This is a genomic window from Sphingobacterium spiritivorum (genome assembly GCF_016724845.1).
Lineage (GTDB): Bacteria > Bacteroidota > Bacteroidia > Sphingobacteriales > Sphingobacteriaceae > Sphingobacterium > Sphingobacterium spiritivorum_A.
In genome coordinates this window covers 480,705-498,244 of the sequence record NZ_CP068082.1, presented here as the reverse complement: position 1 = coordinate 498,244, position 17,540 = coordinate 480,705, and the positions used below count along the sequence as shown (strand labels likewise).

The 17,540-nt window shown below is 41.0% G+C and carries 12 protein-coding genes; 10 read left to right on the top strand and 2 right to left on the bottom strand.

Annotated features, from left to right (window positions below):
- Positions 1 to 129 precede the first annotated feature (129 nt).
- Positions 130 to 567, bottom strand: coding sequence for an RrF2 family transcriptional regulator (locus tag I6J03_RS02025; RefSeq protein WP_039990328.1), 438 nt, complete (start codon positions 565 to 567; stop codon positions 130 to 132).
- Between the two features lie 23 nt (positions 568 to 590).
- Positions 591 to 974 (bottom strand): cupin domain-containing protein, encoded by a 384-nt coding sequence (locus I6J03_RS02020; protein ID WP_003010825.1) that lies wholly within the window; start codon positions 972 to 974, stop codon positions 591 to 593.
- A 128-nt stretch (positions 975 to 1,102) separates the two neighbouring features.
- Here I6J03_RS02020 and I6J03_RS02015 point away from each other — a divergent pair, with 128 nt between their 5' ends.
- From I6J03_RS02015 to I6J03_RS01970, 10 genes are all read left to right on the top strand, one after another.
- Positions 1,103 to 1,495 carry a group III truncated hemoglobin gene (locus tag I6J03_RS02015; RefSeq protein ID WP_003010828.1) on the top strand — a complete coding sequence of 131 codons (393 nt, stop codon included), beginning with the start codon at positions 1,103 to 1,105 and terminating at the stop codon, positions 1,493 to 1,495.
- A 664-nt stretch (positions 1,496 to 2,159) separates the two neighbouring features.
- Positions 2,160 to 6,116 (top strand): immunoglobulin domain-containing protein, encoded by a 3,957-nt coding sequence (locus tag I6J03_RS02010; protein WP_201694113.1) that lies wholly within the window; start codon positions 2,160 to 2,162, stop codon positions 6,114 to 6,116.
- A 48-nt stretch (positions 6,117 to 6,164) separates the two neighbouring features.
- Positions 6,165 to 7,241 (top strand): hypothetical protein, encoded by a 1,077-nt coding sequence (locus I6J03_RS02005; RefSeq protein WP_003010838.1) that lies wholly within the window; start codon positions 6,165 to 6,167, stop codon positions 7,239 to 7,241.
- A 20-nt stretch (positions 7,242 to 7,261) separates the two neighbouring features.
- Complete coding sequence (locus tag I6J03_RS02000) at positions 7,262 to 8,206, top strand: T9SS type B sorting domain-containing protein (protein WP_003010840.1); 945 nt, start codon at positions 7,262 to 7,264, stop codon at positions 8,204 to 8,206.
- A gap of 726 nt (positions 8,207 to 8,932) precedes the next feature.
- Complete coding sequence (locus I6J03_RS01995) at positions 8,933 to 9,388, top strand: hypothetical protein (protein WP_003010842.1); 456 nt, start codon at positions 8,933 to 8,935, stop codon at positions 9,386 to 9,388.
- Between the two features lie 322 nt (positions 9,389 to 9,710).
- A complete protein-coding gene (locus I6J03_RS01990; protein ID WP_201694111.1) occupies positions 9,711 to 10,268 on the top strand; it encodes an RNA polymerase sigma factor in 558 nt (185 codons plus the stop codon).
- Positions 10,269 to 10,329: 61 nt separating this feature from the next.
- On the top strand, positions 10,330 to 11,436 hold the full coding sequence (locus I6J03_RS01985) for a FecR family protein (RefSeq protein ID WP_003010852.1): 1,107 nt from the start codon (positions 10,330 to 10,332) through the stop codon (positions 11,434 to 11,436).
- 83 nt (positions 11,437 to 11,519) lie between these two features.
- The gene (locus I6J03_RS01980) at positions 11,520 to 14,870 is read left to right on the top strand and encodes a SusC/RagA family TonB-linked outer membrane protein (RefSeq protein ID WP_003010857.1); all 3,351 of its coding nucleotides are present in this window, start codon (positions 11,520 to 11,522) and stop codon (positions 14,868 to 14,870) included.
- Positions 14,871 to 14,881: 11 nt separating this feature from the next.
- Positions 14,882 to 16,465: a RagB/SusD family nutrient uptake outer membrane protein gene (locus I6J03_RS01975; protein ID WP_003010860.1), complete on the top strand. Its 1,584-nt coding sequence runs from the start codon at positions 14,882 to 14,884 to the stop codon at positions 16,463 to 16,465.
- Positions 16,466 to 16,477: 12 nt separating this feature from the next.
- A complete protein-coding gene (locus tag I6J03_RS01970; RefSeq protein ID WP_039990334.1) occupies positions 16,478 to 17,533 on the top strand; it encodes a glycoside hydrolase family 18 in 1,056 nt (351 codons plus the stop codon).
- Positions 17,534 to 17,540 lie beyond the last annotated feature (7 nt).

The window sequence follows — 17,540 nt, the reverse complement described above, 5'->3', positions numbered from 1 at the left end:
GAAGTTGTGTCTTCTTCTATATTATGTTTTGGTTAACAAAAGGTATCTTATAGTTTTCTACTCACTATTTGCTAAAGATTTTTTACCCCATGCAATTTTGAGAATTGGGTTAATCACTACGGATTGATCTTATTTTGATAAGGTGAAATTACCCTTGATCAGATCCATGTTAAACTGTCCTATACTTGTTTCTTGCAACATTACGAATAACTTTTTTCTTATCTTTTTGAAATCATGATGTAAAGGGCAGGGGTTTTCCTTGGAGCAGTAATCGAGTCCCATTGCACATCCTTCAAACAGCTGCACACCGTCAATACTGCTTACAATATCTGCCAGTGGTCGTTTTGTGTCTTCCGGGGTCATATAGAAGCCGCCGTTCGGACCTTTGGCTGACCGGATCAGTCCTTCTTTACTGAGTTGCTGCAGAATCTTTCCCAGAAAAGCTTCGGGTGATTTGATCGCTTCTGCAATTTCCCGTATGCCGACCTTTTCTCCTTGCTGACTGCACTGAGCTATATACATCACTGCGCGAAGCGCATACTCACAGGTTTTTGAAAAAATCCCCATTTTATAAAACACTTACTATTCTGTTATTCACCTGTGTTTACTACTTCCTGAACACGTTTTGCTGTATCCGAATGACTAATGGAAAGTCTGATGATTGTATCTTCAGTTGCTGTGAGATCATGTGGAATATTACCCTCCATTCCGATCATATCGCCGCTTTTCATGTCATAGATTTCAGTGGCTATACCCAATCTTACTGCACCTTGTACGACATGAATAACTATAGGGAACGGACTTTTATGCGTTTTCATCAGTTGGTTGTTCTTCATGCAAATGCGTATTTCCTTAGTGGCTGAAGTTTCCAGAATAACCTTGATATCCGGTTTTTCAGCACCATATTGCAGATGTTCATAAATAGATCGTATAGCATTATGATATACGGTTGATTGATCGGTTTGAATAGCCATAACCTGTTCTTTTTTTCGTTTTTAAAGATACATAAAATAATAAAGGATAAAAAAGTCTTTTATTATTTTTATCTTTGTTCTGTCAAAAGAGATTTCGTATTTTATGTTGTTAAATTAAGAATGAGAGTATGGCAAAACAGGATATCAGAACACTGGAAGATGTTAAATTGTTGGTCAATACATTTTACGGTCGCGTACAAAAGGATACACTTATAGGACCTATTTTTAATGCGATTCTGGATGGTCGCTGGGAAGCTCATCTGGAAAAAATGTATGGTTTCTGGCAGACGCTTTTACTGGATCAGCATAGCTATTTCGGCAGTCCGTTTCCTCCTCATGCAACTTTGCCTGTTGAAGCGGATCATTTTGATGCCTGGCTAAACCTTTGGACAAATACGGTGCGCGAATTTTTTGAAGGAGAGAAAGCGGAAGAAGCTATCTTGAGAGGAGAAAAAATGGCAACGATGTTCCTTTCTAAAATTATGTATTATCGAAATACGAATGCCAGACCTTTAAGCTGAGACAAAACAGCTGTTCCTCAAAAATAATATGCTGAACATAATCAGACCGTCTTTAGTTTGCTGTTGTTGAATGGGATAGAAGCGGCGAGGATAATCTGGTTATCCGGTCTGCCTGCATCTGCCAACTGTTTTCTGTGCTGACTTTAATCTTTTCCGGAGATATGCCCTGAAGCCGTTTTTTAAAATTCAGCTCTTCCTGCAGAGACCTGTTTTTTTTATTTACTTTTATAGACTGCTGTTGGTCGTGCTGCATATACGCCAGCAAAGTTTGCCTGCATTTTTAGTTTTTGTTTCTATCGGAGCGAATTCTTCCTTTCCTTTTGTTACATATTCAATTAATCTTATTGTCCGATTAGGAAATGAAGTTTCTTATTTATATTCTCTAATCACACTACTGTTGTGTCAAAAATACACTTATTAATAACCTAATTGGATATAATAATATTTTTAACATAATTAAAATCATATAGCTTAATTAGTTGTTAAAATATATATTCTTTGTTTATTTAAATCAAAGTTTATATTTTACATTTGTAGTGGAATATATGCAAAAGGCTTTAGGGTTAGGTGTCTTTTTCTAGTATTCCGGCCTACTTCTATGAAAAACATTATACATCCTAACCTAAATACGTTTGCGCTTTAGTAAAACACATCGTCATTACCTATGAAGTTGAAATGGTGTTATCTGATCTGTATGCTTGCATTGCTATTCTATGGGATGGCAGAGACAGCGTATGCACAGCGGGTATATGCAAATAGTTTCAACTCCAGCTCCGATGTAGATCTCGGATGTGTGCTTGTTGTATGTGGAAGTGTGAATAATGGTGGAAATGCAGTTAGTCCAACTCAGATAGCAGCAAATAATCCCTCGACAATTGTAGCTCCGCTGGTATTATCGGCTACTATGCAGAATGTAAGATTTACAGGTGCTAATGCTTTGCCAAGCTATGTTACCCCGGTCATGGTCAAACTTAAAATGAATGCTTCTTTATTGAGTCTGATTAATTCCATCAGTCTGCAAAGAACGAATGGTAACGTAAGTACTGCGGTTGGTACAGAATATTCTGCGGGATATTTACTGGATCTTTTAGGAATAGGGGGAGTAGGACAGCAAGAATTAACAGTTATCTTACCTGTAGTCGGATCTGCTCAGGCTAATGATGGAATACGGGTGAAGGTTGGGTCTGCCGTATCTCTAGGCTTATCAGCCAGTCTCTATTATGCATATTATATCATTCCTCCAGCGGTTACTTCTGCTACATTAAATTTGTGTGGGAATGTCGCTGGTTCATTTACGATTAGTAATTTTCAATCCGGATATACCTATAAACTTTATACTGCAGCTGTAGATGGTACTGAAGTTTCCGGAGTGTCGACAACTACGAATACCTTAGCTATTCCGGGGACTTTGGCTACAGGAACATATTATCTGGAAGCGAGAGAGACAAATACTTATCCATCAGCAAGAACTCCTATTACAATTGTTCGAAATACATTACCGGATGCTCCGACAGTTGCAAATGTGACGACCTGTGCCGGTACGTCTGCCACACTTACGGTTAGTTCTCCAGTTGCGGGTATTAGCTATCGTTGGTATACAGCTGCTTCCGGAGGAACGGCTTTGACGACAGCAAATAGCTATACTATTGCGAATCCCTCGACTACCACCACCTATTATGTGGAGGGATTTAATGCGACTACGGGTTGTATCAGTGCGAGCCGTACAGCCGTGACTCTGACGGTAAATCCACTGCCTGCAGCTCCGACAGCTGAAAATGTGACAACATGTGCGGGTATTTCAACCACACTTTCCGTTAGTTCGCCTGAATCGGGTATTAGCTATCGTTGGTATACCGTTGCTTCCGGAGGAACGGCTTTGACCACAGCGAATAACTATACCATTTCCAATCCAACGACAACAACTACCTATTATGTCGAGGGATATAATGCGGCTACGGGTTGTATCAGTGCGAGCCGTACAGCCGTGACTCTGACGGTGAATCCGCTTCCTGCAGCTCCGACCATTCCTAATACGATAACATGTGCGGGTACTTCAGCCACACTTTCCGTTAGTTCTCCAGTTGCAGGTATTAGCTATCGTTGGTATACCGTTGCTTCCGGAGGAACGGCTTTGACCACAGCGAATAACTATACCATTTCCAATCCAACGACAACAACTACCTATTATGTCGAGGGATTTAATGCGACTACGGGCTGTATCAGTGCGAGCCGTACAGCCGTGACTCTGACGGTAAATCCACTACCTGCAGTTCCGACCATTCCTAATATGACAACATGTGCGGGTACTTCAGCCACACTTTCCGTTAGTTCTCCAGTTGCAGGTATTAGCTATCGGTGGTATACGGCTGCTTCCGGAGGAACGGCTTTGACCACATCAAATAGCTATACAATTGCGAATCCCTCGACTACCACCACCTATTATGTGGAGGGATTTAATGCGACTACGGGCTGTATCAGTGCGAGCCGTACAGCCGTGACTCTGACGGTGAATCCGCTTCCTGCAGCTCCGACCATTCCTAATACGATAACATGTGCGGGTACTTCAGCCACACTTTCCGTTAGTTCTCCAGTTGCAGGTATTAGCTATCGGTGGTATACGGCTGCTTCCGGAGGAACGGCTTTGACCACATCAAATAGCTATACAATTGCGAATCCCTCGACTACCACCACCTATTATGTGGAGGGATTTAATGCGACTACGGGCTGTATCAGTGCGAGCCGTACAGCCGTGACTCTGACGGTAAATCCACTACCTGCAGTTCCGACCATTCCTAATATGACAACATGTGCGGGTACTTCAGCCACACTTTCCATTAGTTCGCCTGAATCGGGTATTAGCTATCGTTGGTATACAGTTGCTTCCGGAGGAACGGCTTTGACCACAGCGAATAGCTATACAATTTCCAATCCGACAACAACAATTACGTATTATGTAGAGGGGTATAATGCGACTACGGGTTGTATCAGTGCGAGCCGTACAGCCGTGACTCTGACGGTTAATCCATTACCTGCAGCTCCTACTATTCCTAATCTAACGACTTGTGCAGGCACATCAGCTACTTTGACAATCAGTTCACCAGTGGGTGGAATGACATATAACTGGTATACAGTATCAACAGGAGGTACTTCTGTGAATACGGGTGCGACCTATGCGATTGCCAATCCAACCACGACCACGACTTATTATGTAGAAGCTGTAAGTGCTTCAGGCTGTATCAGTGCTACCCGTACAGATGTTACTCTGACGGTAAATCCTCTTCCTGCAGCTCCAACCATTCCTAATCTAACGACTTGTGCAGGCACATCAGCTACTTTGACAATCAGTTCACCAGTGGGTGGAATGACATATAACTGGTATACAGTGTCAACAGGAGGTACTTCTGTGAATACGGGTGCGACCTATGCGATTGCCAATCCAACCACGACCACGACTTATTATGTAGAAGCTGTAAGTGCTTCAGGCTGTATCAGTGCTACCCGTACAGCTGTTACTCTGACGGTTAATCCATTACCTGCAGCTCCTACTATTCCTAATCTAACGACTTGTGCAGGCACATCAGCTACTTTGACAATCAGTTCTCCAGTGGGTGGAATGACATATAACTGGTATACAGTATCAACAGGAGGTACTTCTGTGAATACGGGTGCGACCTATGCAATTTCCAATCCAACCACGACCACGACTTATTATGTAGAAGCTGTAAGTGCTTCAGGCTGTATCAGTGCTACCCGTACAGCTGTTGCTCTGACGGTAAATCCGCTTCCTGCAGCTCCTACAGTGCCGGGCAAAGCTACTTGTCTGGGAACTACAACTACTTTGTCTGTGTCGTCTCCGGTAGCCGGAGCAACGTATCGCTGGTATACAAGCTCTACAGGAGGGTCTTCATTTTTCACGGGAACGGATTACACCATTACTAATCCTACGTCTACGGTCACATATTATGTAGAGGCATCAAATGCGGGTTGTGTGAGTACTTCACGTACTGCAGTGATGCTGACCGTCAATCCGTTGCCTGTAGCGCCTACAGTTCCAAATACGGCCACCTGTTCGGGGACATCCGTTCTGTTATCGGTGAGTTCTCCTGTGGCCGGAATTACCTATCGCTGGTATTCTTCAGCTAATGGGGGTACGGTATTGAATACAGGAACAAATTATATTATTTCCAATCCTACTGTTACCACTACTTATTACGTCGAAGCCTTTAACGCAACAACAGGTTGTACGAGTTCGACCCGTACAGCCGTGACATTGACGATCAATCCTTTGCCTTCTATCACCTTGTCTCCTTCTCCGAGAATATGTGAAGGGGATGTCAACGCATCTTTGCCTTTTGTAGTCGCCAATGGGGGTAATCAATATAAAATTACCTGGGATCCGGGCACACCTGTATCTTTTCAAAACGTAATAAACTGGACAGATCTTACCGGCAATTCTATTACTGTCAGTGTTCCGGGAAATGCTTCATATGGTGTCTATACAGGTAAGGTCTCCATTTACAATTCTGTGAATGGTTGCGAAGGATCATTGCAGTCATTCAGCATCAATATATACCCCGCTCAGGGAAAACCGCATTTAACAATTCAAAATATTATCAATTAAATAACTATGGAAAATCAACAAAATATTAACATCAATTAAGTAATCAATATGAAAAGAAAAATTCAAAAAATAAGAGCCGGCGTGATCGCTTTGCTTTTATGTTCAGGAACAGCGGTATGGGGGCAAAGTATCAGTAATCCGCCTTTGAATGTAGGACCTTCAACTTCTGTTACAGATGCCGGGCGTGTCACTGCTATTACTCCCGTACTGACGAATGGTACTTCGGCATACGAAACAGTCAACTCTATACTGTTTTATAATCCCGCAACTAATGGTCCTTCTCTGACACTGGTAGCAGCACTTAATGAAGATGTGAGTGTGCTGCCAACACCACGTACAGCGTTAAGATTCACTAATTATACCTGGTACTATATGGGTACTTCAGGTACAGCGGCTGCTTCTGGAGCAGCGTTTAATACAAATTTAGTTGCCGGTGGATATTCTGTAGTGCAGGATGCTACTACTGCGAATAACAAATTGCCATTGACCAACCTGACTGAAGGATACCATTACTTTAAAGTACAGGGTGTTGTCAATCCGGATAACGCTCCGGTAGGTGCACTTTGTACTCCTCAGGAAGAAGTATTCGTGGTGTATGTATTGCCTCGCTTAAATATTGCTTCTGCTGGGGTATTAGCGGGTGGTGCTACAGATTTTGCTTTTTGTGAGTCTGAAAGTTCAGGTTCCAATACACAGGCTAAAGTACAGGTTACAGCTACACCTTCCTTTGTAACCAGCGGACTTACTCCGGCAGTCGGTGATTTTACAATTAACTACCGCTGGTACGCTGTCAAGGTAGATGCCGCAAATGCACCTTTGGCAGGTGCAAGCATTGATGATGCTAAATTTGATCCAAGTACTTTGACTGGTGTAACTGCACTGACAGGGACGGCTAATTCTATTTTTCCGCAGATAGCTGCTTTTGGTAAGTACAAAATCCTCGTGGAGGCTGAGTATGCCATTAAAGACAGAAGTAACGGGCTGTCGGCTGATGACCCGGCTAACCGTAACAGACCGTATGTGATCTACAGAGATTTTGCAGTAAACGGAGCCAGTGATCTGATTATTACGGTTACGCCTACGCCAGGTAAACCACATATTACTATCGAGGCAGTCACAGACTAACCGATATAGAATAATACAAGATGCTACGTCTGTCCCGATATATTTTATCTTTTCTGGTTGCACTGTTGCTTCTCTTATCAGAAGCAACGGCGCAACAGGGACAGACTTTGCATATTGTCAAAGGAAAAAAAGTCACTTTACGGGCTGATGCCGAGCACGCTTTGTCGTATATCTGGTTTAAGAATAATGAACCGCTAAACGGATTTCATGATCAGCGGATTACGGTGACAGAAGCTGGCATTTATACCGTTATTGCGTTGGGTGAAGGCTGTAATTCGGATCTTTCTGACCCGGTGGAAATTATAGTTGATCCGTTTGGAGAAGACGTAGAGGTCAATCTGGAGATACGAAATCTTCCGGACGCAAATACAGTACAGGTTGGTCGTAAGTACAATTATCAGCTTATGGTGCTCAACAATGGTAACGATCCGGCACATGAGTTGGTTATCACATTCAATATCCCTCGTGAAATCGAGTATGTAGGTCCAACGGGAACTTATCCGGGAGAATTATTTTATCAGGCAAGCAGCAGACAACTGATCTGGAAGATCAGTGAAATGGAAGCCGGGGGTTCTGCTTCGCTATGGATAAATGTAGAGGCTATTTCGGAAGGAAATGCCATTACTATGAGTAAAGTTACTTCAAGGGAGAAAGATGCACTTACGGGGGATAATGAAGCGAGCTCAACGGTAAATATTGTATTCCTGAATATTCCTAATATTATCACTCCTAACGGAGATGGCAAGAATGATTCCTTTGTTATTAAAGGACTGGATACCAGTGCCAGAAATAAACTGACTGTTTTCAACAGAATGGGTAATGAGGTGTACCGATCGCATCAATACCAAAATGACTGGAGTGCTATCGGTCTTAACCAAGGTACGTACTTCTATATCCTGGAGGTGGAGTTGCCAAACGGAAAAATCCATATCAATAAAGGATATGTCACTGTAATACGGTATTAGTATCTGTAATACCATCTGTCTGTAATTTTTTATGTTTAAGTGTAAGGGATTTCATCTCGGAATTTACTATTCATCTTTTTTAAAATACAACCTGTGGTTGTGGCGGAGATGAATTTTAATAGCGATGTTTGCTATGTTTATAAAATGTTCTGACCATCGCCAAACATGAATAGTCATAATCTCGGTGCGTTGGTTTTATCCTTAATCTGTGCTTCCACGGTGCATACCGCACAGAATCAATTTAGGACAAAGCAGAAGGAGTAGAGATAACTCCTCCTTCTGCTTCTAAAAATATAAGTATCTATGCATAGACTTTTGTGAATTCGCAATTGGCTTAAATAGAAGATTTATCCGAAATTTTATCTTACATATTTTTTTAAATTATAACTACAGGTTGTGGTGGAGGTCGGTTTTAATGCTGATTTTTGTATTGTTTATAAAATGTTCTGATATGTTATAGTACGTCAATAGTCATTTTTTTATGCTGTTGATTTCAATCATGTGCATTCTTTGGGTGGATACGCAGTTCAGGACTTTAAAAATTGAGGGATAAAAAAGGGGAGAGTAGACTCCTCTTTTCCCTCTTTTTGTAATCTTAAAGGCAATTAGTTAATACCGATTATCTCATACCGTTATGTAATCGATATGCAGAGCATTATAACTATGACTATAACAGGAATTATTTGTTATTTCCTGTATCGATTTATTAATAAATCGTCTTCTGTTATGGAAAGTATGGAAGATGGAAGTCTTATGATGCGTGTACATCCCGTATATGTGTATCTGGGCTATTTTTGTCTGATGATGTGTGCCGGAATAGTAGGAGGGGCCATATATGATTACGGTCGCATGGATATGACCGAGATGACTCTGGCGGCACTCTTACTTCTTATTTTCGGAGCCTGTGGTATATATAGTCTGTCCCTTTATTACTTTCATAAGGTACAGTATAGCCATGAACATATTATCTGTCACAGTTATCGCAGTAAAGTACAGACAGCACATTGGGACGATATTATTGATGCAACTTATAATCCTGCACTGGGATATATCAAGCTGTATACCCGGGATAAAAAAACACTGGTACTCTTTCATCACCTCAAAGGGATCATCTTGTTTCATCAGGAATTTATACACCGAAAACCTTTGGTAGCCGGCAAGGTAAAGCTGGAAAAGACCTGACGGATAGTTTTTTTAAATTATAACTACAGGTTGTGGTGGCATTATTATTTTATAACGAGTTTTATGGTGGTTTATAGTTGAGTGTTCTGGCCACGTATGTTAAGGTGAATAGGTGGAACGGAACATAGAGAAGGTAAATGAAGAGGAGGTGTCCCCCTCCTTTTCCCTTCTTTATTCAAATTGTAAATGATTTTTTCCTCCCCGATGCTTCTTTTTTCAAATTATAAAATATTTATATCTTTGGACTCCATGTACAGACTGTGTTGTCTTTATTGCCATGCCAAAGGAAACTGATTATAATACTCTTTCAGATCAACAATTAATGATATTAATTGGTCAGGATGATTATGCCGGTTTTACGGCATTGTATCTGAGACATATTCAGGAACTGATACAGTATGCCAGACGCCTTCATACCGATGAAGAAGAGTCTAATGATTTTGTGCAGGAGGTGTTTGCGTCTTTGTGGATGCGCAGACATGAGCTGAATCTGGATACACCCCTTGCCTGGTTGTATATGTCTGTACGCAAGCAGATGTTACACAGCCTTCGGAAACAAAAAAACAGAGACAAATACATTGAAAATTTAGCTTCTTACCTGAATCCTTTCTATGATCCGGTTTTGGATGTTATTCAGGAAAAACAAGTTCGGGATTTTATCGAAAGAGAAACCGCCAAGTTGCCGTCTAAGATGCAACAGATCTTTCGGATGAGCAGACAGGATTTTCTGTCACACAGAGAAATTGCGGAAGAACTTCAATTATCCGAAAAAACAGTTAAGAAGCAGATCAATAATGTCCTGAAAATCTTTCGTTCGAAAATCAGTCCGCGCCAGGCTGAAGTGATCGTTATCATCAGTTATCTGCTATCCGAAAAATAATTTTATTTTTTCTACTCCCTGAGGCATACTTGTGCAACATCATTGTGTTAGTTCGCCAATTATGAATGATAATACTATAGATATACTATTAGAGAAGTATGCCAATAACACGTGCTCTGAACAGGAGAGAATGCTGTTAGAGTTATGGATAGAGACACTTCCCGAAACAGATAAAGTTATACTGTCTGCAGAACAGAAGCAATTTCTATGGGAACAACTGGATGCTAAAATTTCATCTTCTAATAATACTGCCCCTATATACAGACGTCTGAAGCGCTACTTACCGTATGCTGCTGCAGTGCTTATCATGAGTATGGCTGCGCTTTTTGTATGGCAGATACGAACAGGGCAAGAGGTAACACAGGTGAAAATAGCCGATAAAGTAGTGCCCGGATCTGATCAGGCGACATTGACACTCGCTGACGGGCGCAAAATCGAACTGACCACTGATCATTCCACACTGGCTTCTGGTATAACTATCCGCAAAACTGCCGATGGTCAACTCAAATATGTCGTACAGAAAGGTGCCACAGGCAAAGGGGAATATAACACGATCGAGACTCCGAGAGGAGGACAATTCCTGATCGAACTGTCGGATGGTTCAGAAGTGACGCTTAATGCTGCTTCATCACTTCGGTTTCCGATTGATATGACGGAAGGGGAACTCCGGAAAGTGGAGCTCAAAGGAGAGGGGTATTTTGCTGTTGCAAAAGATAAAAAGCGTCCTTTTATTGTTCAGAGTAACCGTCAGGAAATCAAAGTTCTGGGTACAGTATTTAATGTCAATACGTATGATCAGTCAAATAGTATCACCACATTACTGGAAGGGAAAATCCAGATCAATAATCAAAAAATACTGACACCAGGTCAGCAGGCACAGGTCAAAGGACAGGATATTATAATCAGTCAGGTTGATGTGGAAGACTTTGTTGACTGGAAAAATAATGAATTCGTATTCAGGGATGAATCTTTACAGTCCATTCTGAACAGAGTATCCAGATGGTACAATGTCGATGTGCAATATGCTAAGGAGGGTAGCAGATACATCACATTCAGCGGTAAAATATCCAGATACGCAGAAGTGGAAAAAGTACTTGAACTACTGCAGAGTACAAGTACATTAAAATTCAAAATTATAAACCGAACAATTATTGTAAACCAAAATTAACGCTTATGGACTGATATACCAATTACCAGATTTTACACAATTATACTCTTTAAATAACCAATTTAAATTACTTCTTAAAAATCATGAGGTTAAATGTTTTTAAACTAGCCCGGGCTATGTGCGTGGCTTTAATGGTCACCTATTGCTCTATTTCGGCTGCCGGACAAGGTGTAGTGACCCTTAAAAAGCAAAAAATACGAGCATCAGAACTTATTAAAATTATTAATAAGCAGACAGGATATAATATCTTATACTCTAATCAGATCTTTAATGATAAAAAAATACTTAATGTAGAATTTGATGGGGCAGACATCCATAAAGTCATGAATATTCTGCTTGATCAATCCGGTCTTCACTATAAGATCAAGGATAATACGATCTTAATCAACCAAATCAGCCAGGCAGAGGAATCTTCTTCTTTTAAAAATGCTAATTCGTTTCAGCAAGGGGTTTCCGGAAAAATTTCGGATGATAAAGGGGAACCCCTTCAGGGAGCTTCAGTGTCTATAAAAGGAACTAACATCGGGATATCTACAGATGCGGAAGGTCGTTTTACATTGGCTCCGGCCAAAGTAAATGATGTGCTTGAGATACGTTTTGTGGGTTATCAGGCGAAGAGTTATACGATTACTTCTACAACTCAACCTGTAGAACTATCACTGACGGCAGAAGATAATATGCTGGATGCGGTGGTCGTGACCGCCTTAGGTATAAAGCGGTCGGAGAAGGCCTTGAGTTATAATGTTCAACAGGTCAAGGAAGACGATCTGACGCGTGTCAAAGATGTAAATTTTATCAATGCGCTTTCCGGAAAAGTAGCAGGTGTAACCATAAACAGCAGTTCCTCCGGTATCGGAGGCGCCAGCAAAGTGGTTATGCGTGGTTCAAAGGCTATCGATCAGACCAATAATACATTATATGTAATTGATGGTATTCCTATTCATAATTACAGCGGGGAAGAAGGCAAGGAATTCAGTTCGTCAGGTACATCAGAATCTATCGCGGATATCAATCCCGAAGATATCGAATCGATGTCTGTACTGACAGGAGCTGCTGCCGCTGCATTATACGGAAGCCGTGCTGCCAACGGTGCAATAGTAATCAACACTAAAAAAGGAAAGATAGGAAAGACTACACTTTCTCTGTCGCAGAATACGGAAATATTGGATGCTTTTGTCCTGCCTAAATTCCAGAACAGATTCGGTACCGGAAGCAGCTTGTTTCAGAATACAAATGATAAAAGCTGGGGAAAGGCATTGAATTCTTCCAATTTTATGGGATATTCTCCGGATAAGGATTATTTCAAAACAGGTGTTATCGCGACCGAGAATATTTCATTTTCTACAGGGAATGAAAAAAATCAAACCTATGTTTCTGCTGCTGCAGTCAATTCGGAGGGAATAATTCCGAATAATAAATATGACCGTTACAATTTTACATTCCGTAACACCTCCAAGTTTTTAAATGATAGAATGATATTGGATGTAGGAGGCAGTTACATCAAACAGCAGGATCAGAATATGACTAATCAGGGGACCTATTCAAACCCTCTTGTGACCGCTTATCTTTTTCCTCGTGGTGATGATTGGAATGACATCAAAATGTACGAACGCTATGATACGCAGCGTAAGATATATACCCAATACTGGCCACAGGGACTGAATGAATTTACAGGACAAAATCCATACTGGATCAATTACCGTAATCTGCGTAATAATAATAAAGACAGGTATATGCTTAATGCGAATCTGGAGTATAAAGTGTTAGACTGGCTGAGTCTTGCAGGACGTGTGCGTATCGATAATGCAAATACGGAATATTCAGAAAAATTATACGCTTCTACAAATACAACACTTGCTGAAGGATCTGAAAATGGTCTGTATGGTATAAAGGAAATAAAAGACAAACAGTTGTACACAGATTTTATGGCCAACATTAATAAGACATTCAATGACTTTTCTTTGCAGGCCAATGTGGGGGCTATTTTGACGGATGCCCGTCAGAATTTTATTCAGAACCGTGGACCTATACGACCAAACGGTATTCCGAATAAATTTAATATTGCGCAGTTGGATTATGAAAATACCAAACATCGGGATGAGGGATGGCGGGATCAGACACAGTCTGTCTTTGCGAGTGCTGAAGTGGGGTACAAAGGAGCATATTATCTGACATTGACCGGAAGAAATGACTGGGCTTCACAACTTGCCGGACCTAAATCCAGGGCAACTTCATTTTTCTATCCTTCCGTTGGAACTTCAATTATTCTTTCCGAGATATTTAATATGCCGGAGGAAATCGAATACCTGAAATTAAGAGGTTCATTTGCTTCTATTGGGTTGCCTTTTCCACGCTTTATTGCCAACCCTGTATATGATTGGGATGAAACAATCCAGCAATACAAGGATAAGACAAACTATCCCATGACGGATCTGAAGCCTGAACGTACAGATTCATGGGAGCTGGGTATTTCAACCCGTTTTCTAAAAGGTTTTAATCTCGACCTGAGTGTATATGATACGAAGACCTACAACCAGACTTTCGATCCCAAAATCTCCGTATCTTCTATGTACACTACTTTGTATGTGCAGACCGGAAGTGTCAGAAACAGAGGAATAGAGCTAGGACTGGGATATCAAAAACAGTGGGCCGATGTGAACTGGGCTTCCAATTATACATTCAGCGCCAATAGAAATAAGATTCTGGAACTGGTACGCAACTATCAGCACCCGGAGACCGGAGCGATTATTAATAAGGACCGGCTGGATGTAGGAGGACTTTCTCAGGCACGCTTTATTTTGAAAGAAGGAGGTACGCTGGGCGATATGTATTCCTTGTCGGATCTTCAACGCGATAGCAATGGCGATATCTATATCGATCAGGATGGAAGAATAGCAGTGAACAACAAGGTCGGTGATATCAAATTGGGTAGTATTTTTCCGAAAGCAAATATGGCCTGGAGAAATGATTTCTCATGGAAAAATTTCAGAGCCGGATTTATGTTCTCCGCACGTCTGGGAGGAATTGTTTATTCTGCAACACAAGCTGCCTTAGATCAGTACGGAGTATCTGAAGTATCTGCTCTGGCAAGAGAAAACGGCGGAGTCTTACTTAATGGCGGAGATCTTGTGGATGCCGAAACCTGGTACACAACTATAGGAGGAAAAAGCGGATTGCCGCAATATTATACTTATAGCGCAACAAATGTAAGACTGCAGGAAGCCAGTATCGGTTATACCATCCCAAAAGCTCGTTTTTGGAATCTGGGAGAAATGTCGCTTACGCTGGTAGGGCGTAATCTTTGGATGATTTATAACAAGGCACCGTACGATCCTGAATCTACAGCAAGTACAGGAAACTATTATCAGGGTATTGACAATTTTATGACGCCAAGTACAAGAAATGTAGGTGTCAATGTCAGACTTAAATTTTAAAAGAGATTGATATGAAAATGAATAATTCACTCGGAATATATCTCATTGGTGCTATGCTGATCCTGCAATCCTGCACCAAGAGTTTTGAAAAATACAATACAGATCCGAAAGGCTCTACTCAGGAAGAAGTGGAACGTGATGGCTATATCCTTGCTTCTGCGTTGACAGGTATGCAGGCCTGGGTAATTCCATTAGATGTCAATACCTGTCAGTTTACTGAATGTCTGCTTGGCGGATCCTATGGGGGGTATCTTTCAGACTCTAATAACGGGTTTAACGGAAAGAATTTTGCGACCTATAATCCGGAAGAAAATTGGCTTAGAGTACCTTTTAACGATGTAATTCCAAATATTTTTATTCGCAATGTGAAGGTGAAAAGTGTTACGCAGGATCCTATTCCGGCAGCCGTAGCAGATATTATTAAGGTGTTGTCTATTTCAAGAGTCTCCAGTATATATGGTCCTATTCCTTACTCAAAAATAGGTGCTGAGGGAGCTTTGAATGCACCTTACGATTCAGAAGAAGAGGTTTATACCAAGATGTTTGCCGAACTGGATGCAGCGATTGCTGTATTAACATTACGCCGAACAGAAAATTTTACCCCTAAAGCGGATATTGTATTTGGCGGAAATGTAATCAAGTGGATCAAATTAGCAAACTCCTTAAAGCTAAGACTGGCTATGCGCATCTTATCTGCTAATCCCTCTCTGGCAAAAACTAAGGCTGAAGAAGCGGTACAACATGAAATAGGTCCTATGCTCTCCAATGAGGATAACGCATTTGCACAGCCTGTTTCTAAAAATCCGTTTCGGGTAGTCATGTATGAGTATAATAACGGAGATTCCCGTATTTCAGCAGACATTACTTCCTATATGAACGGTTACAAAGATCCGAGACGTGAGAAGTATTTTACAGTATCCACTTTTACCGGAAATATTACAAACGGATATTTGGGTTTACGTTCAGGAATTTCCATTCCCAGTGGCGAAAACGTAAAGAGGTACACCAATATGAATGTCGGGAATACGGATAAAGTCCTCTGGATGAACGCTGCAGAGGTCGCATTTCTAAGAGCTGAAGGAGCATTAAGAGGCTGGAACATGGGTACAGCAGCTATGGCAGGGTCGACTCCGGCAGAAGGATTCTATAAAACAGGGATTAATTTATCATTTAATCAATGGGGAGCGGCAGGAGCAACTGCATATACAGAGGATAGCAGAAGTGTTGCTACATCGTATATAGATCCTTTAGGGGCATTTTCGAATACCGGTTCTACAAGTATGATTACCATTAAGTGGAATTCGGCAGCTGATATGGAACAAAATCTGGAACGGATCATTACCCAAAAGTGGATTGCCAATTTTCCATTAGGTATTGAAGCCTGGACAGAATACCGTCGTACCGGATATCCTAAACTGATGAGTGTATTACAGAATAACAGTGGCGGACGTGTGAACTCTCAGCGTATGGCACGCAGACTCCCTTATCCGCAGGATGAATACACGGAAAATGCTGTTAATGTGCAGAATGCAGTAAGTACTTATCTGAAAGGACCGGATGAAATGGGAACTGATTTATGGTGGGCAAAAAAGTAATATAAGAGGATTATGAAAAGAAAAATTAATTTAAAAATGTTGGTCTTCTCCACATGTTGTATGTGGGCATTGACCCTTATATTGATTTCATGTGAAAAGTGGACGGAAACAGAGGCTGTCAAAATAGAAGATCCGGATATCAGGACGCAAAATCCTGAACTCTATGCGGCCTATCTTGCTAATTTGAAAGCGTACAAAAGTTCTAAGCATAAAATTGTTTATGGTTGGTTTGATAATCGCGTCAAAACACCTGTCAACAGAGGTCAACATATAGAAAATGTACCTGATAGTGTGGATTTCGTAGTGTTGAAATCAGCCGATAACCTGACAGACCGCGAATTGCAGCAGATGGATGCTCTTAGAAATGAAAAGGGTACAAAGGTGATCTTCGGATTTGATTATGACGGGACTAAATTAGCCTATGATCTCAGAATGGATGAGCTCAAAAAGGAAGGGAAATTAACGGGATCTGAAAAGGATTTTGAGACTTATCTTTCTGATACTTTACAGTATACCCTGCAATTGATAGATAAATATAAATATGATGGAATCATAGCAGGTTACAGAGGGAAGAGTTCCACGCATATGACTGACAGTGAAAAGGAAACTTACAGTAAACGGGAAAAAATCTATCTCGATCTTGTTAGTAAGTGGTACAGCGCTAATAAAGGAAAAGTTCTTGTGTTTGAGGGATATCCTCAAAATCTGACAGATAAAACTATTCTTGCTTCCTGCTTACATATAATACTGCCTGATCTGGATGTAAAAGGTAAAGATAAGCTGTCATATAATATCCTTATGACAAATGTGGAAGGCGTACCTACAGATCGTTATATTGTTACAGCTTCTACTGTTTCTCTGGATAAAACGGACACCAAGACCGGAATATTTTCGGATGGTTCGCGTGCCCTTGCTGTAACTGCCGGTTGGGCAGCAACGACACATAGCGGATATACAGTTTCGGGACTGGGTATATACAATATGAACAATGATTATTTTAATACCTACAAAGTATATCAGTATACACGCGAGGCTATTAATACCCTAAATCCGTCTATAATTAAATGATTAAGAT

Coding starts and splice junctions, on each gene's coding strand:
- I6J03_RS01995 (WP_003010842.1), top strand. CDS start 8,933: ATGGAAAGTATGGAAGATGGAAGTCTTATGATGCGTGTACATCCCGTA.
- I6J03_RS02020 (WP_003010825.1), bottom strand. CDS start 974: ATGGCTATTCAAACCGATCAATCAACCGTATATCATAATGCTATACGA.
- I6J03_RS02005 (WP_003010838.1), top strand. CDS start 6,165: ATGAAAAGAAAAATTCAAAAAATAAGAGCCGGCGTGATCGCTTTGCTT.
- I6J03_RS02025 (WP_039990328.1), bottom strand. CDS start 567: ATGGGGATTTTTTCAAAAACCTGTGAGTATGCGCTTCGCGCAGTGATG.
- I6J03_RS01975 (WP_003010860.1), top strand. CDS start 14,882: ATGAAAATGAATAATTCACTCGGAATATATCTCATTGGTGCTATGCTG.
- I6J03_RS01980 (WP_003010857.1), top strand. CDS start 11,520: ATGAGGTTAAATGTTTTTAAACTAGCCCGGGCTATGTGCGTGGCTTTA.
- I6J03_RS01990 (WP_201694111.1), top strand. CDS start 9,711: ATGATATTAATTGGTCAGGATGATTATGCCGGTTTTACGGCATTGTAT.
- I6J03_RS02015 (WP_003010828.1), top strand. CDS start 1,103: ATGGCAAAACAGGATATCAGAACACTGGAAGATGTTAAATTGTTGGTC.
- I6J03_RS01970 (WP_039990334.1), top strand. CDS start 16,478: ATGAAAAGAAAAATTAATTTAAAAATGTTGGTCTTCTCCACATGTTGT.
- I6J03_RS01985 (WP_003010852.1), top strand. CDS start 10,330: ATGAATGATAATACTATAGATATACTATTAGAGAAGTATGCCAATAAC.
- I6J03_RS02010 (WP_201694113.1), top strand. CDS start 2,160: ATGAAGTTGAAATGGTGTTATCTGATCTGTATGCTTGCATTGCTATTC.
- I6J03_RS02000 (WP_003010840.1), top strand. CDS start 7,262: ATGCTACGTCTGTCCCGATATATTTTATCTTTTCTGGTTGCACTGTTG.